The organism is Mesorhizobium sp. M1A.F.Ca.ET.072.01.1.1 (assembly GCF_004023325.1).
Taxonomy (GTDB): Bacteria; Pseudomonadota; Alphaproteobacteria; order Rhizobiales; family Rhizobiaceae; genus Mesorhizobium.
The window spans coordinates 21145-47595 of the sequence record NZ_RZSF01000015.1 but is presented as its reverse complement, the minus strand read 5'-3'; the positions used below and the strand labels follow the sequence as shown (position 1 = coordinate 47595).

18 protein-coding genes and 3 pseudogenes are annotated in these 26451 nt (G+C 59.2%); 19 read left to right on the top strand and 2 right to left on the bottom strand.

From position 1 onward, the window contains the following. The first annotated feature begins 151 nt into the window (after positions 1 to 151). The 12 genes and pseudogenes from EOA32_RS04285 to EOA32_RS04225 all read left to right on the top strand — a co-directional run bounded on the left by EOA32_RS04285 (position 152) and on the right by EOA32_RS04225 (position 17206). On the top strand, positions 152 to 1390 hold the full coding sequence (locus tag EOA32_RS04285; RefSeq protein ID WP_126080650.1) for an acetyl-CoA carboxylase biotin carboxylase subunit family protein: 1239 nt from the start codon (positions 152 to 154) through the stop codon (positions 1388 to 1390). A 493-nt stretch (positions 1391 to 1883) separates the two neighbouring features. Next, complete coding sequence (locus EOA32_RS04280; RefSeq protein ID WP_126080651.1) at positions 1884 to 3053, top strand: Xaa-Pro peptidase family protein; 1170 nt, start codon at positions 1884 to 1886, stop codon at positions 3051 to 3053. Positions 3054 to 3566: 513 nt separating this feature from the next. Beyond that, a pseudogene (locus tag EOA32_RS39630) lies at positions 3567 to 3936 on the top strand (transposase); the annotation flags it as partial. Positions 3937 to 5133: 1197 nt separating this feature from the next. Further along, positions 5134 to 6297, top strand: coding sequence for a M20 aminoacylase family protein (locus EOA32_RS04265; RefSeq protein ID WP_126080652.1), 1164 nt, complete (start codon positions 5134 to 5136; stop codon positions 6295 to 6297). Positions 6298 to 6487: 190 nt separating this feature from the next. Continuing rightward, a complete protein-coding gene (locus tag EOA32_RS04260) occupies positions 6488 to 7603 on the top strand; it encodes an ABC transporter substrate-binding protein (RefSeq protein ID WP_126080653.1) in 1116 nt (371 codons plus the stop codon). An 85-nt stretch (positions 7604 to 7688) separates the two neighbouring features. Further along, positions 7689 to 8786, top strand: coding sequence for an ABC transporter ATP-binding protein (locus EOA32_RS04255; protein ID WP_126080654.1), 1098 nt, complete (start codon positions 7689 to 7691; stop codon positions 8784 to 8786). A 17-nt stretch (positions 8787 to 8803) separates the two neighbouring features. Then, a complete protein-coding gene (locus EOA32_RS04250) occupies positions 8804 to 10576 on the top strand; it encodes an ABC transporter permease subunit (protein WP_126080655.1) in 1773 nt (590 codons plus the stop codon). A 122-nt stretch (positions 10577 to 10698) separates the two neighbouring features. Then, on the top strand, positions 10699 to 12405 hold the full coding sequence (locus EOA32_RS04245; protein WP_126080656.1) for an acetolactate synthase catalytic subunit: 1707 nt from the start codon (positions 10699 to 10701) through the stop codon (positions 12403 to 12405). Positions 12406 to 12420: 15 nt separating this feature from the next. Continuing rightward, the gene (locus tag EOA32_RS04240) at positions 12421 to 13437 is read left to right on the top strand and encodes a cyclase family protein (protein WP_126080657.1); all 1017 of its coding nucleotides are present in this window, start codon (positions 12421 to 12423) and stop codon (positions 13435 to 13437) included. A 12-nt stretch (positions 13438 to 13449) separates the two neighbouring features. Continuing rightward, positions 13450 to 14235 carry an SDR family NAD(P)-dependent oxidoreductase gene (locus EOA32_RS04235; RefSeq protein ID WP_126080658.1) on the top strand — a complete coding sequence of 262 codons (786 nt, stop codon included), beginning with the start codon at positions 13450 to 13452 and terminating at the stop codon, positions 14233 to 14235. A gap of 64 nt (positions 14236 to 14299) precedes the next feature. Then, positions 14300 to 15741 (top strand): annotated as a pseudogene (locus EOA32_RS04230) (NAD-dependent succinate-semialdehyde dehydrogenase); the annotation flags it as partial. A 565-nt stretch (positions 15742 to 16306) separates the two neighbouring features. Then, a complete protein-coding gene (locus EOA32_RS04225) occupies positions 16307 to 17206 on the top strand; it encodes a hypothetical protein (protein ID WP_245466449.1) in 900 nt (299 codons plus the stop codon). Between the two features lie 780 nt (positions 17207 to 17986). Here the strand turns inward: EOA32_RS04225 and EOA32_RS04220 are convergent. After that, positions 17987 to 18994, bottom strand: coding sequence for a hypothetical protein (locus EOA32_RS04220; RefSeq protein WP_126080659.1), 1008 nt, complete (start codon positions 18992 to 18994; stop codon positions 17987 to 17989). A gap of 252 nt (positions 18995 to 19246) precedes the next feature. Here EOA32_RS04220 and EOA32_RS04215 point away from each other — a divergent pair, with 252 nt between their 5' ends. Next, entirely contained in the window at positions 19247 to 19720 is a 474-nt protein-coding gene (locus EOA32_RS04215) for a hypothetical protein (protein WP_126080660.1), read from the top strand. Positions 19721 to 20122: 402 nt separating this feature from the next. Here EOA32_RS04215 and EOA32_RS39185 read toward each other — a convergent pair. Then, positions 20123 to 20243 (bottom strand): annotated as a pseudogene (locus EOA32_RS39185) (IS256 family transposase); the annotation flags it as partial. A 379-nt stretch (positions 20244 to 20622) separates the two neighbouring features. On the opposite strand from EOA32_RS39185, the gene EOA32_RS04210 reads away from it, so the two are divergent. Genes EOA32_RS04210 through EOA32_RS04190 form a run of 6 tightly spaced genes read left to right on the top strand, consistent with a single transcriptional unit; the run spans position 20623 to position 26273 of the window. Further along, positions 20623 to 22287 (top strand): ABC transporter substrate-binding protein, encoded by a 1665-nt coding sequence (locus tag EOA32_RS04210; protein WP_245467327.1) that lies wholly within the window; start codon positions 20623 to 20625, stop codon positions 22285 to 22287. A 1-nt stretch (position 22288) separates the two neighbouring features. Further along, positions 22289 to 23287 carry an ABC transporter permease gene (locus EOA32_RS04205; protein WP_281013029.1) on the top strand — a complete coding sequence of 333 codons (999 nt, stop codon included), beginning with the start codon at positions 22289 to 22291 and terminating at the stop codon, positions 23285 to 23287. Further along, positions 23284 to 24216: an ABC transporter permease gene (locus EOA32_RS04200; protein ID WP_126080661.1), complete on the top strand. Its 933-nt coding sequence runs from the start codon at positions 23284 to 23286 to the stop codon at positions 24214 to 24216. Before EOA32_RS04205 ends, EOA32_RS04200 begins: the two co-directional genes overlap by 4 nt. Continuing rightward, on the top strand, positions 24213 to 25028 hold the full coding sequence (locus EOA32_RS04195; protein WP_281013027.1) for an ABC transporter ATP-binding protein: 816 nt from the start codon (positions 24213 to 24215) through the stop codon (positions 25026 to 25028). The genes EOA32_RS04200 and EOA32_RS04195 overlap by 4 nt, the downstream gene beginning before the upstream one ends. A gap of 32 nt (positions 25029 to 25060) precedes the next feature. After that, a complete protein-coding gene (locus EOA32_RS39625) occupies positions 25061 to 25219 on the top strand; it encodes a hypothetical protein (RefSeq protein WP_245499154.1) in 159 nt (52 codons plus the stop codon). Beyond that, positions 25212 to 26273, top strand: coding sequence for an ABC transporter ATP-binding protein (locus tag EOA32_RS04190; protein WP_126080663.1), 1062 nt, complete (start codon positions 25212 to 25214; stop codon positions 26271 to 26273). The genes EOA32_RS39625 and EOA32_RS04190 overlap by 8 nt, the downstream gene beginning before the upstream one ends. Positions 26274 to 26451 lie beyond the last annotated feature (178 nt).

Genomic DNA, 26451 nt, shown 5'->3' with positions numbered 1-26451 from the left:
TGCAACAAATGCTTCAAATAAATTTATAGAATCTTTGCGAGCGCAAGTCCCTGAAGGTTATAGGTTCATCTTAAATCTGAGGTCAGGCGCGCTGAAAGAGGCTAATACCCTGTTTACGCCCGGACCGCCGCAGCTCGCAATGGAGAAATGGATGCCAAGAGCAACGAGAGCGCTTATCCTAGTTGAAGGTCATAGGGGAATTGGTCTGCGATACGTCCAAGCGGCCCAGAGTCTTGGTTACCATCCAATTACCCTGTCGGCTGATCCTGCTCGGTATGACTACCTTGCGGCGGAAAGTGTCGAGACAATCCGTGTCGATACAGACAATCTCGATGCGCTGATTCACGAATGTTCGCGGCTACGTGCGACGTATGACATTGCTGGCATTACTGGCTTTGCGGGCGACGACGAGTCGATCTACGCGACAGTTGGCAAGCTCTGCCTGCATTTCGATCTACCGGGACCGAACCCCGCATCGATTGAACAATGCTGCGACAAATTTACTCAACGTCAGCTCCTCGCGGAGGCCGGCATTCCAATACCTGCTTATCGCTTAGCAGCGAATGCAGCGGAGGTTGAAATCTCTGCCGCCGAGATCGGCCTGCCGGTGATTCTGAAGCCAGTCATAGGCAGCGGCAGCATCGGTGTGCGATTATGCAGCACCGTCGATGAGTTAGCCGAACATACCACCTACCTATTGGGTGGGAAGCATATTTGGCGATCTTCACCGAGGATACTTGTTGAAGAATACGCGAATGGTCCAGACTACGGCGCTTACGCAATGGGAAATGAAATCGTTGGGATAGAGGCTGCTGTATATGGCGGCCAGCCGCATTTCGTCTGTAGTGAAGGAACCTTCCCAGCCCCGCTCATTGATGACGAGTACAAACTTATGGCCGATGTTTCGCTGAGTTGCTTGCGATCTCTCGGCCTTGGCTGGGGGCCAACCAGTATCCAATTCCGATGGACGACACGTGGTCCAGTCGTTATTGAAGTCAACCCGCGGCTTGGTGGTGGTCCTCAACCGGTTCATCTGGCTTACGGAGTCGACCTCGTCACCGAACACATCAAGCTTGTCATCGGTCGCGAATGTAACCTGCGCAAAAGCCATTCACATATCGCGGCCTGGCGCTCATTGTTTCCTGATCGCGATGGCATCCTCGATTGGATCCATGGCGGCAGTCAGGCTGCTGCTGTACCGGGTGTCGCCGAAGTCAAATTTTATGTTGAGCCCAAGACGCCGATCATCAGGAAGGGCGATTACCGAGACTCCATGGGGTACATTATCGCCGTTTCATCCAACCGTTCTCGGACAAAGTCGATACTCCAGCAAGCCATCGACCTAATCGACTGGTCGATCACACCATTTCCGACTGAACAGGAACAATAATCGGTTCCTCGTCTCTCCGCACCAGCGCAGATGTCCCAGCCAAAGAGTGATCGTTGCCGAACATTGGTGCGATTGAGAGCACGAAAGAGATGCGGAGCCATAGCTATACTTTGCGATCCGTGGCGAATCGCGATCGGTTGATTTTTGCTGATTCACAGAAGCCTCGTGCTTTGCTTTCCGCGACACGATCGTGAGTGGCGACTGATTACCTGCGCTCCAAAGGGGCTTTGCGCGAGCTAGGCTTCGCTTGATCAGGCGGCCGCCACCTGCTGAACAAGTCTCTCGGAGACATCTTGCAGCCAGATGACGTCGATATGGAAACTGCATTTGACCATGGCCGCTGGGCGTTCAATCGTCTGACTTCTCTAGCCGCGAGTTGAACAACAAGCACAGGACGATCAAGCCTCAGCGACCGGATTGTGCTGGCCAGTCTTAGCGGAGGCTGTGTCATTGTTGCGCGAATGCAAACCTCAAAAATCAATGGAGTAGACTCATGACGATCCCAAAGGGTGTACAGGCATTTCCACGCACTGAATACCTGCGCCGGCTGTCCGCCGTGAAGGCTGAAATGGAGGGACGCGACGTGGACGTACTGCTCGTTTTGGACGCTTCCAATATCACTTATCTTTCAGGCTATACCACGCCGTCCGGATATGTTCCTCAGGCGCTTGTGATTGACGGGGTGGCTGAGGAGCCGACATTCATCCTTCGTCGTTGCGATGCGCCGGCGGCCATGTACGAATGTTTCATGGAACAGGATAAGATCATCGGCTACCCGGAAGCGCTCATTGGCAATCTAGCCAACGACGGATACGATGCCGTCATCGACTTCCTGAATGAAGCTGGTCTCGCGAAACGGGGGCTGGGTATCGAGATGTCGAGCCTGCCTGCAGCGACATCGGAAAAGTTCAAGTCACGGCTGCCTGAGGCTCGCGTTGTAGACTGCACCAAGCTTGTCAGCTGGCTCCGCCTAGTCAAATCCGATCTCGAAATAGAAGTCATGCGGGAAGCCGCCGCCATTTCCGACGCCGCGATGAAGCGCGCCAGCGAAGTCATACGTGCCGGTGTAGCGGAAGCCGACGCGGCGGCAGAGATCGCGGCGGCGTTAATCCGGGGAGCGAATGGAAAGCCGGGAACGGCGCTGAAGGCCTTCTATCTCTGCGCCTCGCCTCGGATAGGTACCTGTCACATTCCGTGGACGGGGGACGTGTTCCGCGACGGGTCCCAGATCAATCTCGAACTCGGCGGCACTCGCCATGGATATTCCGCGGGCCTCATGCGTACTTTCTCGATCGGCGCCCCGTCCGAACGCCTGCGCCGCATTCATGAGGCCCAGGTCGAAGGCCTTGAGGCGGCACTCGCCGCAGTCCGGCCGGGATCAACGTGCAGCGAAGTGGCCAACGCGTTCTACAAGACGCTCCGCAAACACGGTTTCGAAAAGGAAACGCGCTGCGGCTACGCGCACGGCATTGGCTGGCTCGAACCGACTGCAAGCCTCCGGGATGGCGACACGACTGAGCTGAAGCCGAACATGACCTTTCATTTGATGCTGGGCAACTGGATTGAGGACGACTTCGGTTACGTGATCAGCGAGACATTCCGGGTCGCCGGCACCGGCGCTGAGGTAATCACAAACACGCCGCGGAAGATCTTCGAAATCTGAACGGGCAATCGTGTCCGGTCGCCTATCTATTCGATCGTGTTGATGTCAGGCGCTTCTAAGTTGTCCGAATCGCCGGCGTTTTGATGTCCTCCGGAGGGTCTTGCTTCTCTCCGGATTGGCTCTTGGGATTAGAAGAATGGCGGAAAGATCTGTTCGGCGTCTGATTCAATGATGCGATCAGCACGTGGACCGTAGCGAACTCCCTCCGAAGGACTTCTGTCCGCCAGTTGGCGGATTTGAGGTGACACTAGTTGCGATGGCTTCTGGAGCGATTGCGGTCAAGCTTGTTAGTGCTTCATGTCCTATTCGATTGTTCGATCGGTTGGCGACCATCTCCTCGTCCTGACTTGGCTTCGGCTGTGCCGCGGGGGACTGGCCGGTCGTGTTGGCCGGCAGGTCATCGCGTGCGCGACGTGGCTTTGATGGAGCTACGAGCCCGATGGCTGCGATCGCGGCTGGTCTCGCGGCGCACCGCGACGATTTCCAGATCCGTGCCTTCCTCATCGAACAGGCGCATGGCTTGGCCTCGTGCCACGGCAATACAGTACCGGAGGGAAGCCGACTGTCCGCCGCATCTCAAAACCAGGAAGCCGCTTATCTGCGAATTCTGTTAATCCAGGCGGCCAGCTTCGGCGCATGGCTGCAGAATGCCGCGCCGCGGCTTCATCGCAGCAAGCTCGCCACGGCACTGGCTATCGCTGAAGCGCCAAAGTCCCGACAGCGATCGAAGGCTTCGCTGTGCCGATCGCCGCGACCAGGAGATCATCGGCGCGACGCCGGCACGCTCATCAGGCGACGGCAGTTCGCCTCGTTCTGGCTGATCTCCTCGATCTCCTGGCTGACCGTTTCGATGAGCTCGTCGAGCCACAGCCAGTCCTCGTAGAGTCCAACGATCGGATCGCTCATGCGCGGCGATATCTCGTCGGCACGGTTCTCCAGGATTGCGAACTGCGAGTTGCGAAGTGCTCTCGCGCCGGGCAGCACGGCAATACCGTGCTGCGCAATGGCTGGACATTCGGCAGCACCGAAACGAGGTGACGGCCATCTAAACCGCCACCCCCCAGTGCGCGAGAAGCATGGAGCGAATATGAACGCACCCGGAATCTGTTTGACCCAAATGGTTGCCTGGCAACCTATCCGCTAATGAGATTAACGGTGCGTGCGAATTCCCCATCAAGGCCATGACACGCGAGCCGACCAAAAGGGCCGGATACATATGAGCGACTTCCGCTATCCTCCACGCCTCACTTGCGATCAGCAGCCGGTCCATACAATTGGGTCAGGTGGCCGCAAGCATGGTGTCTTGCCGTTTCCAGCGAAGTTCGGTGGCGTCCAGCCACGTGCGAGGCATGATCACCGCCAGTCTTCTGGCAAGCGCGACAATGGCTTTTTGCGTCCCTCGCCGATTGGCGACGTTCTTCGCCCCGGCCTTAAACCACGACCAATTTGCCAACGCGTCAGCGGGACTGGGCGGCCTCGAAGGCAACGACCTCTTCATGCCTAGGCCCGCAGGGGGACATGCATTCAACGCGCTCCCTTTCTCCCTGCTGAAATTACCCGGTCATGGCCGACTTCATTATCTCCGGAGGGACAACCCCGGTCGCCTACGAAACAAGATCGATCACGACCAAACAATTGCCCTAGCCACCTGACGGCGATCATCGATGCTGTGATTTGCGACAATGACGCTGCTTCCCGGACCCTTTTTCGATCGCAGCCTGATTATGCTCGATGTCGGAGGGAAATCCTAGCTTCCGCCGCCCCGTGACTAGTGCCATCGCCGAGGCCGCGGTCCACGCTGTCATGGATGATCTGGTCAGAGAGGGCCTCACGATCTTAATTCGGTGGGCCGGGCCGACGCGCGAGGACGCAGACATCCAAGGGTCAGTTCCGTAACCGACTTGCCCCACGGCGACCTAGCATGTGCTGGCCGGGACCGACCTCTGTGCTGAAAAGCGAGCCTCGGGTCCATCTCGTTACTAGATGTCGATGATACACAAAAGGCATTTGACGAAATCGTGCTGCGGAATGATGCTCGCTTAAATAAGGCACTAGGACAGAAAAAGCTGGGAACTAATAGATGTACAGCGTCGACACTTTCCGACATCTCCAGGAAGAAGCCACGCAATGGCGCCGCTACCTGCACCAGAATCCGGAACTGGGATACGAGGTGCACAATACGGCGAAGTTCGTTGCTGAGAAGCTGGCCTCCTTCGGTATCAATCACATCGAGACGGGCATCGCCGAGACCGGCGTGGTTGCCCTGATCCAGGGTGAGGGCGGGGAGGGGCCGACGATCGGACTGCGCGCCGATATGGATGCCCTGCCGATCCTGGAAGCGTCGAACAAGGCCTGGTCCTCGCGGATACCCGGCAAGATGCACGCGTGCGGCCATGACGGCCACACCGCGATGCTATTGGCGGCTGCAAAACACCTCGCCGCGACGCGCAACTTCAAAGGCTCAGCGGCTTTGATCTTCCAGCCCGCCGAGGAAGATGGACGAGGTGCTTTGAAGATGGTCCAGGAAGGAATCATGGAGCGCTTCAACATCTCCCAGGTCTACGGCCTGCACAACTCACCCGGCACTGACATTGGCCAGTTCGCCATCCGGGAGGGCGGTATGATGGCGGCGCTTGACGAGTTTGACATCATCGTCAAGGGGAGGGGCGGGCATGCAGCTTCGCCCCACAGGACTGTCGACCCTGTGGTCACCGCCGCACAAATCATCGTTGCCCTCCAGACCGTGGTGTCCCGCAACACCGACCCCACTGACGCCCTCGTCGTTTCTGTCACGAAGTTCACGGCGAGCCAAGCCTACAACGTCATCGCGGACCAGGTCGAAATGGGTGGGACTGTCAGGAGTCTGACCTCCGCCGTGCGCGATCTGGCGCAGCGGCAGATCAGGTTATGCGCCGAGGGCGTGGCCCACGGGATGGGCGCGGAAATTGAGTTCAGGCATCGGCGGCTCGAACCCCTTACATTCAATCACACGGCCGGAACACATTTCGCGATCACCGCAGCCCGCGGCCTCGTGGGCCATGACGCCGTAAACGACAACGTCAAGCCTTCGATGGGATCCGAAGACTTTGCCTACATGCTGGAAGCGCGGCCGGGCGCGATCATCCTCTTGGGGAACGGCTCGACGCCGGGCTTGCACAATCCCGCTTACGATTTCGACGACGAGGCGATCCCGTATGGCGTGGGCTATTGGGTAACCCTCGTCGAGAAGATTCTGGCGGCCTGACTTGTCGGGTTACGGCTCGTGAACCGGGCTGAACGGCGAGAGATGCTTCAGTTGACCGTGAAACGCGCAGGACAGGACCGCGTCGGCACCGCCACGTAGATCACTTCGCGAAGTCTCGATTGCGGCCGTCCGCTGGGTCGGCGAAAATTGCATATTCAATTATGCTCAACATTAAAAAAGGGGAATGGCCATGAGCTTCTCTATTATCATTAACCGCAGGCGTTTCCTGCAGGCAGCATCAACCGCCTTGGCTGCCGGCGCACTTCCTTCCATTGCCAGTAACAAGGCATCGGCGCAGACTCCTGGCGAACTGCGCGTCCTTGTCTACGGTGGCGATACCGGAAAGGCGATGATTGAGGCCTATGTAAAACCATTTGAAGCCGAAACAGGCATTAAGATGACCCCGATTACCGATCAGGGCGACCGGGCATCGATCGAGATGATGGTTGCGCAGAATAACGTCACCGTCGATGTTGTCACCGCTAACCAGGGATCTTCGTTCGAGTTGTCCCAAAAGGGTCTTTTTGAGCCGATCGATTATTCTATTTACAGGAATGAAGACCTAGACGGGCTCGCCGACTTCGCAAAGCAGCCGTTTGGCGTAGCTAACGTAGTTTATGCGTTCGTCATGGTCTACAATACCGAAAAATTCCCAGCGGGTAAGCTGCGGCCGACCACATGGGCGGAATTCTGGGACGTGAACAGTTTCCCGGGTGTCCGCAGTCTTGTCAGCGGCCAATATGGTTCAGAAGGCCCTTGGGAGGAAGCCCTTCTCGCCGATGGCGTAAATCCAAAGGATATATATCCTATGGACCTAGATCGTGTTTTCAAAAGTTTGGACAGAATAAAGCCCGATATTCGCAAATGGTGGGGAACAGGGTCCGAAATCCAGCAGATGATGCATGACAAGGCAGTAGATCTTGTAAATGCCTATGATGGTAGGGCCGGCACGTTGATCAAGCAGGGAGCACCGCTTGAAATTAATCGTAACCAGGCGAAAATAACTTGGGACTACTGGCAGATTGTGAAGGGGTCTCCTAACGCGCACGCTGCGCAACAGTTTGTCGCATTTACCGCGCGCGCCGACCGTCAGGCAGCATTTTCACAACTCATGCCGTTCGGCCCGAGCAACCTCAACGCGTTCAAGGTTCTACCGGAAGATATTGGGCGCTCGCTGGCCAGCCACCCCGACTACCTGAGGTCAAGTGTGCTAATCGACTCGAAATGGTACGCCGAGAAGGGATCGGACGGGCTCACGAACACCGAAAAGCTGGTCCAGCGCTGGAACGAGTGGATCCTGCTTTAAGCCCCTGTCGGCCTTTTGCGACGGCATTTACCGATGACGTGCCGCACCGAACCAGCACGTCATCGTTCGGCTTGGAGTGACGAACATGAATGCACCAGTCAGAACGCTGCATCCGCTAGCTAAGGATAGACCATTGGAGAAACTCGCTCTTTCCGAGCAAATCGAATTTCGGAACGTCACCAAATTATACGGTCAGGTCATTGCGGTCAGGAGCCTGTCGTTGACCGTTGGGCGCGGCGAGTTCCTCACGATCCTTGGTCCGAGCGGTTCTGGCAAGACGACGACACTCATGCTGCTGGCGGGGTTCGAGGCGCCTACCGAAGGTGATATCCGCATCGCTGGGAAGTCCGTCGCCTCGGTACCTTCCTATCGGCGCGATCAGGGCGTCGTCTTCCAAAGCTATGCGCTCTTCCCGCACCTCACCGTTCGCCGCAACCTTGAATTTCCGCTCGAGATGCGCGGCATCAGGTCGGCTGAGCGGGCCGCGAGAGCCGAACGCATCCTGTCACGTGTCCATTTGGACGGCTTGGGTGACCGCATGCCATCACAGCTCAGCGGTGGGCAGCAGCAGCGCGTGGCGCTCGCCCGGGCCCTCATAGCCGACCCTCCAATCTTGTTGCTAGACGAGCCGTTGGGAGCACTAGACCGTAACTTGCGTGAGCAAATGCAGGGTGAGATCAAGGGGCTTCACAAAGAGTTCGGAATCACTACGGTGTGTGTCACACACGACCAGGAGGAGGCGCTCACGCTTTCCGATCGGATCGTGGTGATGAACGCTGGACGAATTGAGCAAACTGACACGCCTGAGGCGCTATATGACCGTCCTGTCTCCCGGTTTGTCGCGAATTTCCTTGGGGACGCCAACATCCTCGATGATCCGTCATTCGCTGTTGAGTCGGATACGCCGCAACCGGACGGCACCGTCGCGATGATCCGGCCGGAACGTATACGGATCTCCGCCCCTGGCGCCACGAAGAGTGCCGACGCCGATCAGCGCCAGCATGTCGCCGGCACCGTGACCGATATGATCTATGCCGGCCCGCTGCGAAGATACCATGTGGCTGTCGGCGATAACGACGTGGTCATACGCGAACACGTCGCCGCGGGGCGTCAGATCTTCCAGATCGGGGACACCATTCAGCTCGACTGGTTGAGATCGGACATCCGCTTCGTCACGACGTGATCTCAGGGGACTCGCAGATGTTGACTTTACAAAAGCTTACGCGGGCCTCTGTTGTGCTGACCTTTCCGGCGCTCTGCCTCCTGCTACTCGTCTTTGCCATACCGATCGTCCAGCTCTTCTTAAACAGCATCAACGCCCCCGCGCTCTCCCTCGTCAATTACGTGACGTTCTTCGTGCATCCTGCGAACGTTCGCGTCCTCATCCAGACCATCGAGGTAAGCATCGTAGCCACGGTCATCTGCGCTATCATCGGCTACCCGACGGCCTACCTGATCACGGCTGCTTCGAAGCAGGTCCGGTCTGTCTTGGTCATCCTCGTCCTGATCCCGTATCTCACGAGTTCGCTGGCCCGAACCTACGCCTGGGTCATGATCCTAGGTGACCGCGGCCTTATCAATAACCTGCTGCTCGATCTGCGCGTCATCACCAGTCCTCTGCCTCTGATTTACAACCGTATGGCCATGTATATCGGCATGGTCCACATCATGTTGCCGATCATGATCCTGCCGCTAGTGAGCGTGATGCTCGGCATCGATAAGTCGCAAGTGGCAGCCGCGCGCAGCATGGGCGCGCGTCCGTTCTCGGCCTTCTGGCGCGTGTTCTTACCGCTCAGTCTGCCCGGCTTACGCAGTGGTGCGTTGCTCGTCTTCATCCTGAGCCTCGGATTCTACATCACGCCCGCAGCCCTTGGTGGCCTGCGCGATGCCATGCTCTCGACTTTCATCGCGGCTGAGGTGCAAAGCTCATTCAATCTCGGCCGGATAGGGGCAGCGTCATTTATTCTCCTCGCGATCGCGATGACGGTGCTCGCCGTCCTCAGACTCAATCCGGCCGGCCCCAAAGGCAATGCTGCGTCGGATCGGCGAAACCGTTTTCCCGCAGCGGGGGCCTTGGTGCGACATCTCACTGAGCTCGGCACGCTTCGGCGGGCGCGTCGCTGGAACATGCATCTTTACCGCGCTGGCGACGCCACCCATGTGTGGAGGTTCATAGGGATCACGGTAGTCATATTCACCCTACTCTTTCTCCTCTTCCCGGGCGTGGTGGTGATCATCGTGTCTTTTAGCGCCGGAACGCAGTTGGAATTCCCTCCATCCGGCTTTTCCGTGCAATGGTATCGTTCGTTTTTTGCCGATCCGTCGTGGAACGGGGCCGCGCTGAGCAGTTTCGAAATTGCAATCTCGGTAACCATAATCTCGACCATACTCGGCACGCTGGCCGCCTATGGACTCAGTCGCAGCGCGCCAATGCTGCGCAACGTGCTCACGTTGGTCCTCCTAGCACCGATCACCTTTCCGGTGATCGTGGTCGGCATCGCAGCCTACCTTGGTCTGGTATCCTTCGGCCTAGTCGGATCGAAGACAGGCATCGTCTTGGCGCACAGCATTGGCGCTATGAGCTATGTCGTAGTTGTCGTCGCGGCAACGCTGGCCAACTTTGACATTAGTCTTGAGCAAGCCGCTAAGAGCATGCGGGCCGGGCCGTTCCGGACATTCATGAGGGTGACTCTGCCTTTGATCCGGCCAGGCATCCTCGGCGGGGCGGTTTTTGCGTTCCTCCATTCGTTCGACGAAGTGGTCATATCCTTGCTCGTCAGCGGTCTATCCATACGCACGCTTCCCTTAAAGATGTGGGAAAACATCCGGCATGAAATCGACCCCACCGTCGCCGCGGTGGCGTCGCTGCTGATGCTTCTGCCCGTGCTCTGGCTCGTCGCCATGTACTTCATCTGGTGGCGGTCAAGATCCAGAATGCAAGCTGCCTCAGCCCGCATGCTCGCCGCGGTCTGAATCCGCACTACTCGTTAGGGCTCCCGGGCAGTGCCAGCGTGTCAACCGCACGGCATGTTACGCGCCTTGGGGCCGCGGTCACTCTGCGCCTGACCATTCAGAACTCTATAGGAAGAAACACGATGACAGAAATCGAACCTACCGTTGCCGTAACAATCGCTCGTGCGTTGTCGCGCCACGGCGTGAAGTTCATATTCGGTCAGAGCCTTCCTTCCGCCGTGATCCTCGCTGCGGAGGAAATCGGAATCCGTCAAATCGCCTACCGCCAGGAGAATATGGGTGGTGCGATGGCCGATGGTTTCGCGAGGGCCTCGGGACAGGTCGCGGTGGTCACCGCCCAGAACGGTCCAGCAGCGGCACTGCTCGTTGCACCGCTGGCCGAGGCCCTGAAGGCCAGCATCCCCGTGGTGGCTCTCATTCAGGAGGTAGAGCGACTGCAGGTGGATAAGAATGCCTTTCAGGAACTCGATCACCTGGCGCTTTTCGCATCCTGCGCCAAGTGGACGCGCCGTATTGGCACCGCGGATCGGGTTGACGACTACGTGGACGCCGCGTTCGTGGCTGCGGCGAGTGGCCGGCCGGGGCCTGCCGTCCTTTTACTGCCGGCTGACCTGCTCCGCGAGACAGCCCAGCCCAGCGCCCACAAGCGCGAGGCATGCCTCAGCGCCTGGCCCCTCGACCGGACCCGGCCGTCGGATGCCAGCATTGCCGAAGCGGCTTTCCTAATCGCGAAAGCCCATTGCCCGGTGGTCATGGCGGGTGGGGGCGCCCTTTCCACCGGCGCGCCATCGGCTCTGGCGAACCTTCAGGAATTTGCCTCGCTCCCTGTATTCACGACGAACATGGGGAAGGGTGCCGTCAATGAATTCCACCCCCTTTCATTCGGCGTGCTCGGATCCCTCGTAGGGCCAACATCGCTTGGCCGCTTCACGCGGAGCTTGGTCGAGGATGCCGACCTGATCCTGCAAGTTGGAACACGAAACAACCAGAACGGCACCGACAGCTGGCGCCTCATTCGTCCGGGTACAAGGATCATCCAGATCGACCTTGACCCGCAGGAGATCGGGCGCAACTACGAGGCAGTCCGCCTCGTCGGGGATGCAGCAGAAACCCTCAAAGCACTCACGCAGGCCCTCAAGACCCAAGATCTCAAGGCAAGGTCACAGGCGCGCCCCGGTCTGGCCGAGCGGATTGCCGATGCCTGGCGCCAGTTCGAGACGGTCAGGGCACCCCTTCTAAAGCAGGCAACCGCAGGGATCAGGCCAGAACGCGTGATGGCGGAACTGCAGAATCTGCTCCAGCCAGAGATGATCATCACTGCTGATGCAAGCTACTCATCGATGTGGGTCGTCGGTCATCTGCGAGCGCCACGGGAAGGGACGCGCTTCCTCACACCCCGTGGGCTCGCCGGGCTCGGATGGGGCCTTCCGCTCGCCATTGGAGCAAAAGTCGCGCGGCCTTCGGCACCTGTTGTGGCGCTTGTCGGGGACGGCGGCTTTGCCCATTCCTGGGCCGAATTGGAGACGATGGTCCGCATGGGAATTCCGGTGACGGTCGTCGTCCTGAACAACGGCATCCTCGGCTTCCAGAAGGACGCAGAAACCGTGAAGTTTGGGGCCTATACCACAGCCTGCCATTTTGCAGCGGTTGATCACGCGGCGATTGCGCGCGCCTGTGGCTGCGAAGGGATAAGAGTCGAGGACGCTGCGGCTCTGCCGGAGGTCCTCAAGCGAGCCCTCGTCGCCGAGCGGCCGACACTCATCGAGGTGATGACGGATCCCGATGCGCATCCTCCGATTTCGCTGTTTGCCGGGACCCTGGATCACTGAGCGGAATGGCGTTACGTGGGCAACCGATGGAACAATAAGCCGGAAGGCGCAAACCGGGGCCTGTTCGGCGCCGACGACGAAGTCGGGCGCCTCAACCTGATCACGGATGACATCCGACTGAAAGCGGCCGCCGAGATCAGGACCGGCCGGGCTTTCTGCCTCAGCTTGCCACTGGATCTCCCCGGCGGGACTGCGCTCAATCCGAACCGCAAGCCGCCGCGTCGTCATGTGGCGATACGCAAGCAGGGACTGCCGGCGGTGAACTATCCCCTATATCTGGAGAACACTCATTACATTGACGCGTCCTGCGATGACAGCGTGACACTATTCACACAATATTCGACGCAGTGGGACGCCCTTAGCCACATCGGGCAGCATTTCAACACCGACGATGACGGCACCGCTGAGATCGTCTATTATAATGGCTTCAGGGGCGGCACGGATGTTCTTGGACCCGATGCCGAAGGCGGAGCTCGCGCGCGCCGATTAGGCATCGACAAGTTCGCCGAGACCTGCGTCCAAGGTTGGGGCGTGCTGCTTGACCTAGGCAGGATCTATGGACGGGACCGAACCCTGGTCGGCTACGATGCCCTAGTGCGTGCTATGCAGACTCAGTCCGTTAAAGTCGAGGCGGGCGACATACTGTGCGTTCACACCGGATTCGCCAAACTTGTTGTCGACATGGACGGCAGCCCGGATCCGCGTGTTCTGCACAATGCCTGCGCCGTACTAGAGGGGCGGGACGACAGGCTGCTCCGGTGGATCGACGACTGCGGTATCGCCGCGCTGGTTGCCGACAACTTCGCGGTGGAGGCGTATCCGAATCGCGTACCGGACGGCTGCGACCACTGCGCCGGCCTGCCGCTGCACCAGCATTGTCTATTCAAGCTTGGCCTTGACGAGCTCTGGTATCTATCGGACTTGGCTGCGTGGCTAAGAGATCATAACCTTAGCCGGTTTTTCCTTACCGCTCCGCCTCTGCGCCTGCCCGGCTCGTTCGGCTTGCCGCTGACACCCGTCGCCACAGTGTAGGAGAAGTAGGTCGTGGACCAGGTTTCGCACGCGACCGCATTCGCCGGCAAGGTGGCTCTGGTGACAGGCGCCGCGCGGGGCATCGGACTTTCGATCGCCACCCGGTTTCTCAACGCCGGCGCCAATGTTGTGCTGGCGGACCTCTCCGAGAGTGACCTGAACGCCAGCATTTCGACCCTGTCTTCGGACTGTACTGGGCGGGCCTTGGCGGTGCGCGTTGATGTGTCCACAGACGCTGATGTCACGCGAATGGTCCAGGCTACATCGGCTCGATTCGGGCGGGTCGACATCCTGGTCAACAACGCGGGAATCTCTCCGAAACACGGCGGACGGAAGGCAACGGTTGAGGAGATGCTCGCCGTGGAGTGGCGTCAGGTTCTCGAAGTAAATCTGACAGGCGCCTTCCTCTGCTGCCGGGCTTGTCTTCCCCACATGCGGGCGGCGAAATGGGGCCGGATCATCAACATCGCATCGGTGGCCGGCCGAACGAAAACCGAGATTGCAGGAGCACACTATGCCGCGTCAAAGGCCGGCATGATGGCCCTTGCCCGCACCCTTGCGGTTGAAGTCGGCTCAGCGAACATCACGGTGAATTCCATTGCGCCGGGTCGCATCGAAACTCCGATGGCTGCCGCGGCTGGTGCCGAACTTAACCAGGCCTACGTCGCCAGCATTCCTGTCGGCCGACTGGGCACCGGTGACGACATCGCCGCTGCGGTCGCCTACCTGGCATCTGAAGACGCTGCCTTCCTCACGGGTGTCACGCTCGACGTTAACGGCGGCTCATTCATGATCTGATCCGCCTGGCGGCTGAATACTTACAAGACTTGAAAGTGGAGCTCTGGGTATGGGTGTACTTACCATGATGCCGGAGGGACTGGCCGTTCCTTCTCTTCTGATCGAACGCGCCTATGTCGCCGGCGAATGGATTTCGGGCGGACGTCGCTTTGACATGACCAATCCCCTCGACCGGCGCGGTCGTTTCGTCGGTCCCCGATGTCGGAAGGGATACGGTGGAGCAGGCCATCGACCCCGCGCACCGCGCGTAACGGGAATGGACCCGACGCACAGGCAAGGAGAGAGCTGGGGTCCTGCGCGCCCTCCATGACCTCATGGTCGCGAATGCCAACGATCTCGCGGCCGTCCTCACCGCCGAGATGGGCAAACCGTTCGCCGAAGCGCGCAGCGAGATCCTGTACGGCGCGTCCTACGTCGAGTGGTTCGCCGAGGAAGCAAGCGTCCTACGGCGACGTCATTCCCGGACATCAGGACGACAAGCGCATTATGGTAATACGCCAGCCGGTCGGCGTGGTCGGTGCGATCACCCCGTGGAACTCCCCGGATGAGATGCTAGCGAGGAAGGTGGCGCCAGCGCTTGCTGCGGCTGCGCCATCGTCTCCAAGCCCGCCGCCCAGACACCGCTCTCGGCGCTGGCACTGGCGCTGCTCGCCGAGCGCGCGGGACTGCCGGGCGGACTGTTCTCGGTGATCACTTCGAAGGACGCGGTCATGGTGGGCAAGGCGTTCTGCGAGAACACCAAGGTTCGCAAGATCACGTTCACAGGCTCTATGCAGGTTGGCCGCACGCTGATGCGGCAGGCTTCCGGCCGGATCAAGAACCTTGGCCTCGAACTCGGCGGCAACGCCCCTTTCATCGTCTTCAACGACGCGGACCTGGATGCTGCCGTCGAAGGCGCGATCCTGTCGAAACTCCGCAATGCCGGGCAGACCTGTGTGTGCGCCAACCGCCTCTACGTGCAGTCCGGGATCAATGATGCCGCCGCGGCGGCGTTGACGAAGCGCGTCAGGAGCCTCAAGGTCGGCGACGGCTTCGAGAAAGGCGTGGCGATCGGACCGCTCATCGAGGAGAAGGCCGCCGCCAAGTGAAGGAGCACATTGCCGACGCATGTGCAATGGGTGCTCAAGTCGTCGCCGGCGGCGAACCGCACGAAAGAGGTGGGCTGTTCTTCACGCCGACGATCCTGACCGATGTAACGCAGGAGATGAAGGTCGCGCGCGAAGAGACATTTGGGCCGGTCGCGCCTCTCTTCCGATTTGATACGGAAGAAGAGGTCATCAAGCGCGCAAACGCTACCGAGTTCGGTCTCGCGTCCTACATCTACACCCGCGATGCATCCCGGATCTTCCGTGTCTCCGAGGCGCTGGAATAGGGCATGGTCGTCATCAACACGGGGCTCATCTCCACCGAGGTTGCGCCGTTCGGTGGCATCAAGCAGTCCGGCATCGGCCGCGAAGGTTCGAGTACGGCCTCGAGGACTACACCGAGTTGAAGTATCTATGCCTGTCCCTCCAGGATCCCGGGCAGAGAGTTATCTCCTGCACTAAGCCGGGTAGGGACCGCGTTGCTGCAGGTCATGAGCGGTCTGGATGATCCCAAGCTGTCGACCTCGAGCGCGGGACGCTTGTTGCCGGTCCGGCCGGATTGCGTCTCCTCGAAGATCTACTCGCAGCCGGCGCGCATCAGAGCATCAGAGCATTGCAGGTCCAAGTTCTGGCCGTCGAAACGTGCGCGTAGCCGATCTGCATGTCCGGATTGAATCACAGAATTACAGAATCGATTCCGTAAGAGCTCACGTCCGGACATACAGACGTTATTTCGGCCGGATGCCGCCAACGCGCATGACGCTCCGCAGATGCCGGGAAACGGTCGCTATGCAGATATGCGGCTGGTTTGCTGCGGGGAGACAGCCGCGACGTCGCCGGGAAAGCCATCTGGCCTCACGATGGTGCCGCCTGCATTCGATATTTGACCGGCCGGCACAAGTGCGATCACATGGGCACGTGACCACCCGCAAGGGCGGCGCTGCCTCCGATGATGATGATATAGAATACTGCTCGAGGTTCCCCGCGTGACATCACATAGACCTCCTGCCTCCTTAGGCTTTCTCGAGCTTGAGCGCGGGCTCGCGCCGGGCGAGAAACCTCCGCAAACGTATCCCGGTTCCCTGCTCAATCCAGATACTTACGACTTTCCGATCATCATCGAGACAGTGGAGGGTGCTTGGGCGGATCGCGTCATCCGAGGCGATCCGTCGCTTGAACCGGCCTACGTCACGTCAGCGCAACGCTTGGTCGAACGGGGCGCCGTTGCCGTGATCGCCAACTGTGGGTTCGCCATCCGACATCAGGCAGCGGTGGCCGCGTCGGTGAACGTACCCGTGGCGCTGTCAAGTCTCCTGCTTATACCGACCCTGCTACGTCAGCTTCCACCCGGCGCCAAGCTCGCGGTACTGACTGCCGATTCCACGCATTGCAGCGAAGGCCTATTCGGGATCGACGACCCGGCCGAGCGTGCGCGGATAGTGGTCGGCGGTATCGAAGGTGGAAAGCTCCTGGATAACGAAATGCAGCGCCCGCCGCGGCGCACGCTAGTGTCTGAAATCGAGGACGATGTCACGGCGTGCGTCACGCGACTGAGAAGGAGATATCCGCACATCGCGGCTTTTCTGTGTGAATGTACCGCATTCCCTCTGGTGTCCCCGATCATACGCCGGTTGACTGGGCTGCCTGTTTTCGACACGGTGATGCTGAGCCGAATGTTATTCACCAGCGCGGCGTGGACCGAATCATTCGAAACCAATCAGCGGACCCTCGCAGAAATAGTGAAGGACCGGGATGAAGGCGCTTATCTGGATAGGCGAGTGAAAGTCTTCACGGCGTCGCGATGGGCACCAGCGGCCGGGTCGCCAGCTCCCTCAAGCGACGCCTGTCAGTCGACGTCGACCATGAGCGATGGCAAGACATCGTAGTTATAGCGTCACCTTTAAGCGTTGGCCGTGCAGGAAAATCTGTCGGGCGAGACGCTGCACATTTGGGGGAACGGCATGACATCACCCGCACCCTGATCCTTGTCTGGATTGGCAGAGGCAGGTGGAGTGGTTCGATGAACATACGGCTTCGGCCGCTCTGATCACGGAAATGAGGCGCGAATCGCCGCAGCTGATCGGCAAGCAGGCTCAGGAGCTGGAATTTCTAGGGCGATCACGGCCTGCAACCGAAGGTCAGACGCCGGTTCGTCGCCGCGACCGACAGCATTCATAGCAGTCCGATCTACTCCAATCTGGCAAAAGGACATTGTCCCGACCTGCCAACCAACTCTAGGTCGGCGATATCACCTATGCCGCGCTACCGGCCCGCTTCGTCTACGTCGCCGTCATTCTCGACGTCTGGTCGCGCATGATCGTCGGCTACGCCATCGCCCGCGCGATCGATGCCCCCCGACGGTCGCCGTTGCGCCGCAATCGAGCGCAGAAAGCCGCCGCCAGGCCGCGTCCAGCGGCTCCCGGCCCGCAACGATCGAGGATTAACACATCCGGCAGACGAGCAAAACCGCAGCCCGATCGGTGTAACCCTAGAGCGCACTCCAGATCGCGGTCAGTTTCTGCAGTCGAGCATTGCGACCAACATCTCATGTCGACCGCCGTCATCACCGCCGCCTCGCACTCGGCGCAGCACCGAAATCGGTTGGCGACGTCTCGGCTGCCACGCTGATGGGGCACCGAGTGGGCGCCGACTCGACGCGTGACCGGCTACGGGATGCCGATCCCGAAATACCGCTTGTGGGCCACATCAAGGATGCGATTGATCAAGCTCGAATAGCTGTGCCCAGCGGCGATTGCGGCTAGGACATATTCGGATTGCATACTGAGCCCAGGCATCGTGTTGATCTCCAGCACAAAGGGTTGGCCGGAGCGGTCGATCCGGACGTCGAGGCGTGCATAGTCCCGGCACTCGCAGGCACGGAAGGTTGCAATCGAAATATCCCGCAGCAAAGTCGCAAGACTGCTCCCGACTCGCGCCGGGCAAATCGTCGACGCCTGCTCGGCAGGCAGGTACTTCGCTTCCCAAGTCAAAAGGCCAATTTCGCGTTCGCCGAAGTCGATCTCTGCGAAGGGCAACACCTCGGGTTTTCCGTTTCCCAGCAGCGCGACATGGATTTCCCGCCCATCGATGTATTCTTCCACTAGCGCATCCTGCCCATATTGCCCAATGATCATTTCGACGGCTTGCGCCAGCTGAGAGGGCTCATGCACGAGTTGCAAACCGAAGCTGTTGTCTTCACGGCGCGGCTTCACCACAAGTGGGAATCGCAAATCGCCGGTGCTGTCGGTGCCGCAGCGCATGATGCGAAAGTTCGGCGTCGGCACGCCGCAACTGCGCATGAGCGTCTTGCTGATAACTTTGTCGTCCGTCAGTCCATGCCCGAGTGGGCTCGATCCGGTGTATGGAACGCCGGCCATCTCAAGCATGCCCGGAACGTGCGTGAAACGGTAATCTCCTTGAATCCCCTCCGCCAGGTTGAAAACAAATCCTGAAGGGCGGGCTTGCGGATCGGGTGGCATGAAGCGCTCGAGCGTATTGAGCAGTCCTTTGTCGCCTTCACACAAAAGCGTTTCATGGCCGCCATCTTGCAGTGCCGCCACCGCCCTTTCGACTGTCTCGCCGGGCGGCCAAGGCTGCGGGGGCTGTGGATAAGGCTGACCGAATCGGTTGATCACGCCTGTAAAATCACGATTCCGGACGACGGCTACTCGCATGACGTACTCCTTGATGGTTCGGTTCTGCACTTCATTCGCTCGGATTTGTTTTCTCGAGGGAACAGCCCGCTTTATCCGCGCTCGCCTTCACGGAGTCCTATGCAATCCGCGTGCCACCAAGAGACGGTGCGAATAAAGGGGCAAGCGCTATGTGTCTCGCGGCGCGCCCGCGCGGGACACTTGTGCCTATGCCGCCGCTTGACTTCTGCCGAGGGACCCAGCCCGAGCCAGGCGGCGAAATCGCGACCGCACTTGAAGGGTTCCATCGGTGGCGAAAATGCCAAGGGCAGCAATAGGGCCGACACCGGGCATGGTTTGCAAGCGCCGAGATGTTGCAGCTTGCTTGGACAGCATGTCGATCGTCTTCTTCAATGCCGCGAAACGGCTGCTCAACTGTTTGATTTGGTCAAGAGCGCTGCAGATGTCGCGGACCAGATCCGGCAGGTCTGCACTCTCGTCCTCGACGATCTCTGCCAGACGTGGCAGGTGGCCGATGCCTTGCGGAACAACATAACCGAACTCCTAGAGGTGCGCGCGCAACGCATTCACCCATTCGGTTCTCTGATTCACGAACTGCTCTCTGGTGCGAAACACGATAGCCCGGGACTGCTACTCCTTGGTCTTCGGTTCGACAAAGCGCGTTGTCGGTCGTTGCGCTGCTTCGACGATCGCCTCCGCTTCGGCGACGTCGTTCTTCTGCCGCTTGACGGACGGTTTGGGACATAGGCCGGGACAATCAGTCTTGGCTCATGGCCAAGCCGAGCCATCTGACAGGTCTGTAGTGGGAGCTGCCGCACGCTTCCATTGCCACGACACATGCCGGTTGACTCGCCATGAACTTGCAAAACTGCAGGCGCGACAGCTTCTTGCGGAATACAACCGATCCATCAGCTGCCGCCCCCTGCAGCTGAATGCCGTTCTTTCCCAGATCGACCCCAATGATAGTAACTTTTCCATCGATGCCTGCCTCTCCTTTGCGTGGCGCTAACACCACCAACTTGGCACATTGCGATGCCGTCGGAGAAGGCTGGCATCCACCCCATCAGTAAAATGGGACAGCCATGGTGCTGGTCGCGCGGCTTGGCGCAGAGCATGTTTCTTGTGCTCACGCAGATCGTCCATGTTGATCTAGCGGTTGGCGCCATCCGTTTTCGTTGGTTTCGACAGCCAATGTCCTGACGGGGGCGGCATCTCTATGTTTTGGAAAGATGAGCACGACACAGGTGCGCCGGCGGATTTCCTCGTTGAGGCCGCCCTCGTCCATCTCGGCCTCGAGCACCTCCTGCATCCGCACGGATCACTTCGTGCGGACCTGCGGGGCTGGAAGCAGAATGTCTTTGGCGGCAGCGCTGGTCGATTACCGGGGAATCAACAGGTGCGATTTTCAGAGCTGCACCGTCGACAGAAAGCGTCCATCTGGGCGGGGAGAGTCGTTAGCCATCTACTTATTAGATGGCGATTATATCGAGTCTCTATTTGCCAATTCAGCAGCTGTCGAAGAAATCTAACTTAAGACTATAAAGGGGAACCGCCACACCAATTACCTTGTGCACGCGCTGGCCATCAGTTCCAAATGGGCGCGACGAGGTGCGGGAATGCGGCGTGGCGAGGCTTAAAGGAGGACCAGAATGATGTGGTCTATGAATCGCCGTGCGGTCGTCAAAGCAATGCTGGTGGGATCGGTTGCCCCGTGGGTCATTAACTCAAGGGCGTTCGCTTCGTCTTGTAGCGACCATATTGTGCGTGTCGGCTCGATGGGTGCTCCCGATTCCATGAATCCATTCGCCACCTGGAGTTCGTTCTGGCCGCTTGTCTTGTCCTACGATTCGCTGGTCGGCGTTGACGCCCAGCGACACCCTGACCGGAGGGGGTTTGCGAAGGCGTGGGCCGTTGCTGATGACGGGCTCACTTGGACAATCAAGGTATGGCCCGGCATGAAGTGGTCGGACGGCCAACCCGCCACCGCCAGAGACGCCGCGTTCACCTATAATTATCTGCTTGGCTCCGTGGGCAAGCCAGACGAGCTGAATATTGGCCAAAACAGCACAGACGGCATGGAACAAGTCGCATCCGTTACGGCCATTGATGACGAAACTCTGCGGATCGTGACCAAGGCTCCTACGCGCTGGCCAATTGACAACTTCGTTCTAATGGTCCCTGAGCACGTTTGGAAGGACATCGGCTACGCGGATGCGCGCAGCACTTTTCGCAACGACCCGCCGCTGGTGGGAACTGGGCCTATGATCGTTGCGGAGTTTCAGCAAGGCCAATTTGTGCGCCTTACGCCAAACGCGTATTTTCGCACTGAGCAGCCGAAGACGGCCGGGATGATTATCCACTTCTTCACCACGCAGGATCCAATTGCCCAGGGTCTGAAGAGTGGGAGCTTCGATTGTGGGGGCGTGACAACCGCACAGTGGGCTGCCTTCTCGAAGGAGAGCGATATCGGGGTCTATGAATCTCGCGTGGAGCAGCGGGACTATCTGGCATTTAATACGGCCTCCGGGAAGGGGGCGGGCAGCACCAAGGCCCTGCAGGATCCAGCGTTTCGCGACGCGATCGGCTATGCGATCGATCAGAAAGCGATCGTGGATCGCGCCTACCGCGGGCACGCAGACCCTGGTGTCGGAATTGTGATGCCGGTAGCCGCCGACTATTACTCAGACCTAAGCGACATCAGGCGCCGCTTCGATCTAGCCGAGGCGGGTCGTCGGCTAGACGCGGCCGGATATCGGGACACGAACGGCGATGGTGTCCGGGAGGACAAGGAGGGAAAGAGCTTACAGCTTGAGCTAATCACAGGAAAGGCTTCGGGTGTGAGCGAGATTCCGATTGCAGCCGTGCAGCTTGTTGCGGGCTGGCTGGGACAAATTGGCATTCCCGTGTCGGTGACCCAGCTCGATTCCGGTGCGCTCACAGCCCGCACGACAGCGCCGACGGACGGCGGCGGAAGCTGGGATCTGCTAATCGCCAGCAACTGGCTGTCTTCCTCGCCTCACGACCTGCTCGTCTTGGGCAGTAGCAAGTCCATCGGCCTCACTAACAGATCGTACTGGACAAATGAGAAGTTCGACGCGCTCCTGACTGAGGTCGACCGTACCGTCGACCTGAAGAGGAGCCAGGAGCTGGTCGATCAGGCAGCGCGCCTCATCTATGCTGAGGCGCCGTATATCATTCTGAGTCACCCCTTAACGCTCGGTGCCTATCGTAAGGACTGCTTCCAGGGCTGGGGACCGGAGGACGCGATATCGGATTGGAGCTATTTCCCGTTCGATCGGTTGAGGCCGATCTAACGTGGCTGGCAACGCACAGGAAGGGCGAACAAGCCGCATTGGGAATGTCCTGATCAGGGCGGCCATAACTCTTTCGATGGTGGCCACACTGAACTTCGTCCTGTTCAGGGTCATTCCCGGTGACCCTGCAGCGCTTCTGCTTGGCGGTGCTCGGATGAGCGTGTCCGCTGAACGGATCGAGGCGCAGCGCCAGAACTGGGGACTCGACCGGCCGCTTTTCCCGGACCAGATACTTGACTACCTGTCGGCAACTCTACATGGCGATCTCGGCTACAGCTTCAAGTTCAGGGGTAGACTTGTCTCTGACCTTATTTGGGAGCGCTTGCCGGCCACCATCGCCCTGGTTGGCTTGGCCCAATTAATCGCCATGCTATGCGGTGTCATGCTTGGGCTCTATGCGGGTTGGCGCAGAGGAGGAGCTGTCGACCGTATCGCCATGGGAGCATCTCTAGCGCTCTATTCTACGCCGTCTTTCTGGCTTGCTATGGTACTAGTAGTCATTTTTAGCACGGCATTGGGGTGGTTTCCGGGTTATGGCATCTATTCACCCGGCGCTAGCATAGGTTCAACTGATAAGATCCTAGACTACTTGCGACATCTCGCACTTCCGGTCGCCGCGGTAGCCCTTGGGCTGATCGGGCAATACGTTGTGGTCGCGCGTGCAGCGATGAGTGACGTCGTTACTGAGGACTACATGGTGACCGCACGCGCCAAGGGACTTACCAACGGTCAGATGCTGATGCGCCATGCATTTCGTAACGCAATGCTGCCGCTCGTGACCTTGATTACTCTCAATCTTGGCTACGTGGTCGCTGGTGCGATCACCGTCGAAGCCGTCTTCGCCTGGCCGGGAATTGGTGGTCTCACGGTCGAAGCGCTCAACGCGCGGGACTACCCAGTTCTTCAAGGGATATTCCTGTTGCTTGGTGTATCGATCGTTGTCGCGAACCTCCTAGCCGATCTTGCCTACGGCATTCTTGATCCGCGAATCCGGCAATGAGTGAAAGTATCGTGCGATATTCCTCGCGTAGCCGGGCGAGAGCGATCAAGAGCTTTCTATCCAATCTTCTTGGTCACGCCGGGGCTCAGCTCGGCCTGTTGTGTCTGGTGTTTTTCCTTGTCCTCTCTGCTGTGCCCAATATCCTCGTAGGTCCACTTGAGACCGTAGCCACCGCAACTGGTGATTTCCTCGTTCCACCATCAAGCCAGCATCTGCTGGGGACCGATGAGGTGGGGCGTGACGTGCTCAATCTGGTCGTCCATGGTGCCCGGATATCGCTCACGATCGCGCTGCTGGCGACCGTCATCAGCCTCGTCGTCGGCACTACGGTTGGTATCATTGCTGGCTACTACGGTGGCAGAGTTGACGTCTGGCTGATGCGGCTGACGGATTTCTTTTTCGTCATGCCGTCCTTCGTCCTTGCGCTGGTCATCACACCCGTGGTGCTCGAAGTAATGGGGCGGGGCAGAGAAATCCTCGGCTTCCGTCCTTCCCTCTTCGTGATCCTTGTCGTCATCGGCATAACAAGCTGGGCGTTTGTCGCCCGTATCGTTCGCAGTCAGACACTATCGCTTAAGGAGCGAACATTCATTGATCGCGCACGAGTTGTGGGCAGCAGCAATTTGAGCATCATGGTGCGGCATATCCTCCCCAATCTCGTTCCGCAAATCGCAGCGAATGGTGCGCTGGTCGTCGCTGGCGCAATCTATGTCGAGACGTCGCTCTCGTTCCTCGGGCTTGGCGACCCATTGCAGCCTTCATGGGGCACTTTGCTTTCGCTCGCTCAGCGCGCCGGTGCGGCCAGTACCGGAGCTTGGTGGTACCTCGGCGCCCCCGGGCTGTGCGCCCTCGCGGTTTCCCTTAGCTTCGTCCTGGTCGGCAATGCCCTCGACGACACGTTCAATCCACGGCAGAGGGTGATCCCATGACAAACCTCTCCCAAGACAAGGCATCGCTTTTGGAAGTCGACGGGCTTTCTGTTGAGTATCGGCTCAAGGGCGTTTCATTGCGAGCGATCGACCGCGTGAGCTTCGCGCTCCAGGCTGGAGAGGCCGTTGGCCTCGTCGGTGAATCGGGCAGTGGCAAGACTACCACCGCCATGGCGATCGCTGGTCTACTATCGCCCAATGCACGGGTCAGCGGCGGCCAAGTGCGCTATCGTGGTAACCTGCTGTCGATCGACAATGATGCGGCGATGCGGCCACATCGCTGGACCGAGACGTCCGTCGTTTTCCAGGGCGCGATGAATGCGCTCAATCCCGTTCACCGCATTATCAAGCAAATCGCCGAGCCATGCATCCTGAAGCTCGGCATGTCGCGTGCCGAGGCGACCGCGCGGGCACGGGAGGTTCTAGAACTCGTCGGCATTCCGACGGATCGCGGCACTGCCTATCCCCACGAGTTGTCGGGCGGTATGCGTCAAAGAGTGATGATTGCCATGGCGCTCGCATGTCGCCCCTCGATCATCATCGGTGACGAGCCGACCACGGCGCTCGACGTCATCACACAGGCTCAGATCCTCAAGCTGTTGGGGAAGTTGCGATCGCAGCTTAACCTAGCGCTCATTTTAATCACCCACGACCTGTCTGTCGTCGCTGAGTCGTGTGATCGCGTGATGATCATGTACGCCGGCCGGATAGTCGAGGATGGAACCGTCGCGGAGATCTTCGCTAAGCCCAAACATCCCTACACTCGCCTGCTGATCGAATCGATCCCAACCCGGCGAGCGGCATACGGATAATTCGCCCTATCCCCGGTGATCCTCCCAACTTAATGAATCGACCGTCAGGCTGCGCCTTCCATCCACGTTGCCCGTCAGCAACGGGGGTCTGCACGACCGAAGTTCCCAGCCTCGAAAAGTTCGGGTGGGGACGCGTCGCCTGTCACCTTCACCGTTCCTCGCAAGAAGGCAGGGTTGCAGTTCATGCCTGACACCTCCGACATCCTGAGTCTCGAGAGCCTGAAGGTCCATTTTCCTATCCAGGGCGGACTGTTCGACCGGGTCCTGGGGCGATCTGCCGGGGCGGTGCGTGCGGCGGATGGAGTCGACCTCAACATTGGACGAGGTGAAATCGTCGCCCTGGTTGGAGAATCCGGAAGCGGCAAGACGACAGTGGGCCGCGTCATCACCAAGCTAGCCCAGCCCACAGGAGGCAGGTTGCTGTTTGAGGGCCGCGATATGACGTCTGCAAAGGGCTTCTCGGCTCTGCGTCCCTACCGGCGACGCGTGCAAATGATCTTTCAGGATGCTTATCAGGCGCTCAACCCGCGACACACCGTGTTCGACAGTGTGGCAGAGCCGTTGCGCTCCCTGCGGCTGGTCAAGAACCATGCTCAACTCACAGAAAGGGTCAGCGAAGCGCTTTCGGCGGCCGGGCTCAATCCTCCCGGTGATTTCTTCGCCCGCTTCCCACACGAACTCTCCGGCGGCCAGCGCCAGCGCGTCGTGATTGCCGGAGCGCTTGCCGTGAAGCCGGAGCTCATCGTTGCCGACGAGCCCGTGTCGATGCTCGATGTATCGATACGCGCACAAATTCTTCAGGTCCTGGTTGACCTGCGCGCCAAGCACAACATGGCGCTACTGTTCATCACCCACGACCTGCCGCTCGCCTGGCTGATCGCCGACCGGATTGCAGTCTTATATCTTGGGAGATTGGTCGAGATCGGCAGCGCCGATGACATCACATTCAACCCCCGGCATCCCTATACGGTCGCGTTGCGCAACGCCACGCCGCAGATTCGCAGCGACGCAAGTCGCTTCGAGCTGCCGGCGTTGCAAGGAGAGGTTCCAAGCGCCGCACGCGTGCCGAAGGGCTGTCGTTTCCATCCTCGCTGCCCGCTTGCTTTCGACCGGTGCAAGGAGGAGGAGCCGCCGGCCATCGAAGTCGGGCCGCAGCATATGTCCGCATGCTGGCTGCCGACGTCAGGTGCGAAAGCAGAATTGTCGACACCCAACCTGAAAAGTGCCGACCATGGTTCCGTCTGACAGTAAGTAATAATAGGGCACTCGAAGCGCTATTCTGCCAGAACGGAATTAACGGATGTTGGTAATAACGCACCGTGGCTCGTTAAACGGTTTACACTATATCGCCTAGGAGCAACATTGATGCACAAACTGTCTGCTCGCGGACTGCCGCGCCAATTCCTTGCTCTTTTTTCCTGAG

Coding starts and splice junctions, on each gene's coding strand:
- EOA32_RS04245 (WP_126080656.1), top strand. CDS start 10,699: ATGACAGAAATCGAACCTACCGTTGCCGTAACAATCGCTCGTGCGTTG.
- EOA32_RS04260 (WP_126080653.1), top strand. CDS start 6,488: ATGAGCTTCTCTATTATCATTAACCGCAGGCGTTTCCTGCAGGCAGCA.
- EOA32_RS04255 (WP_126080654.1), top strand. CDS start 7,689: ATGAATGCACCAGTCAGAACGCTGCATCCGCTAGCTAAGGATAGACCA.
- EOA32_RS39625 (WP_245499154.1), top strand. CDS start 25,061: ATGAATCGACCGTCAGGCTGCGCCTTCCATCCACGTTGCCCGTCAGCA.
- EOA32_RS04195 (WP_281013027.1), top strand. CDS start 24,213: ATGACAAACCTCTCCCAAGACAAGGCATCGCTTTTGGAAGTCGACGGG.
- EOA32_RS04265 (WP_126080652.1), top strand. CDS start 5,134: ATGTACAGCGTCGACACTTTCCGACATCTCCAGGAAGAAGCCACGCAA.
- EOA32_RS04200 (WP_126080661.1), top strand. CDS start 23,284: ATGAGTGAAAGTATCGTGCGATATTCCTCGCGTAGCCGGGCGAGAGCG.
- EOA32_RS04285 (WP_126080650.1), top strand. CDS start 152: ATGCCAAGAGCAACGAGAGCGCTTATCCTAGTTGAAGGTCATAGGGGA.
- EOA32_RS04220 (WP_126080659.1), bottom strand. CDS start 18,994: ATGCGAGTAGCCGTCGTCCGGAATCGTGATTTTACAGGCGTGATCAAC.
- EOA32_RS04210 (WP_245467327.1), top strand. CDS start 20,623: ATGATGTGGTCTATGAATCGCCGTGCGGTCGTCAAAGCAATGCTGGTG.
- EOA32_RS04280 (WP_126080651.1), top strand. CDS start 1,884: ATGACGATCCCAAAGGGTGTACAGGCATTTCCACGCACTGAATACCTG.
- EOA32_RS04190 (WP_126080663.1), top strand. CDS start 25,212: ATGCCTGACACCTCCGACATCCTGAGTCTCGAGAGCCTGAAGGTCCAT.
- EOA32_RS04250 (WP_126080655.1), top strand. CDS start 8,804: ATGTTGACTTTACAAAAGCTTACGCGGGCCTCTGTTGTGCTGACCTTT.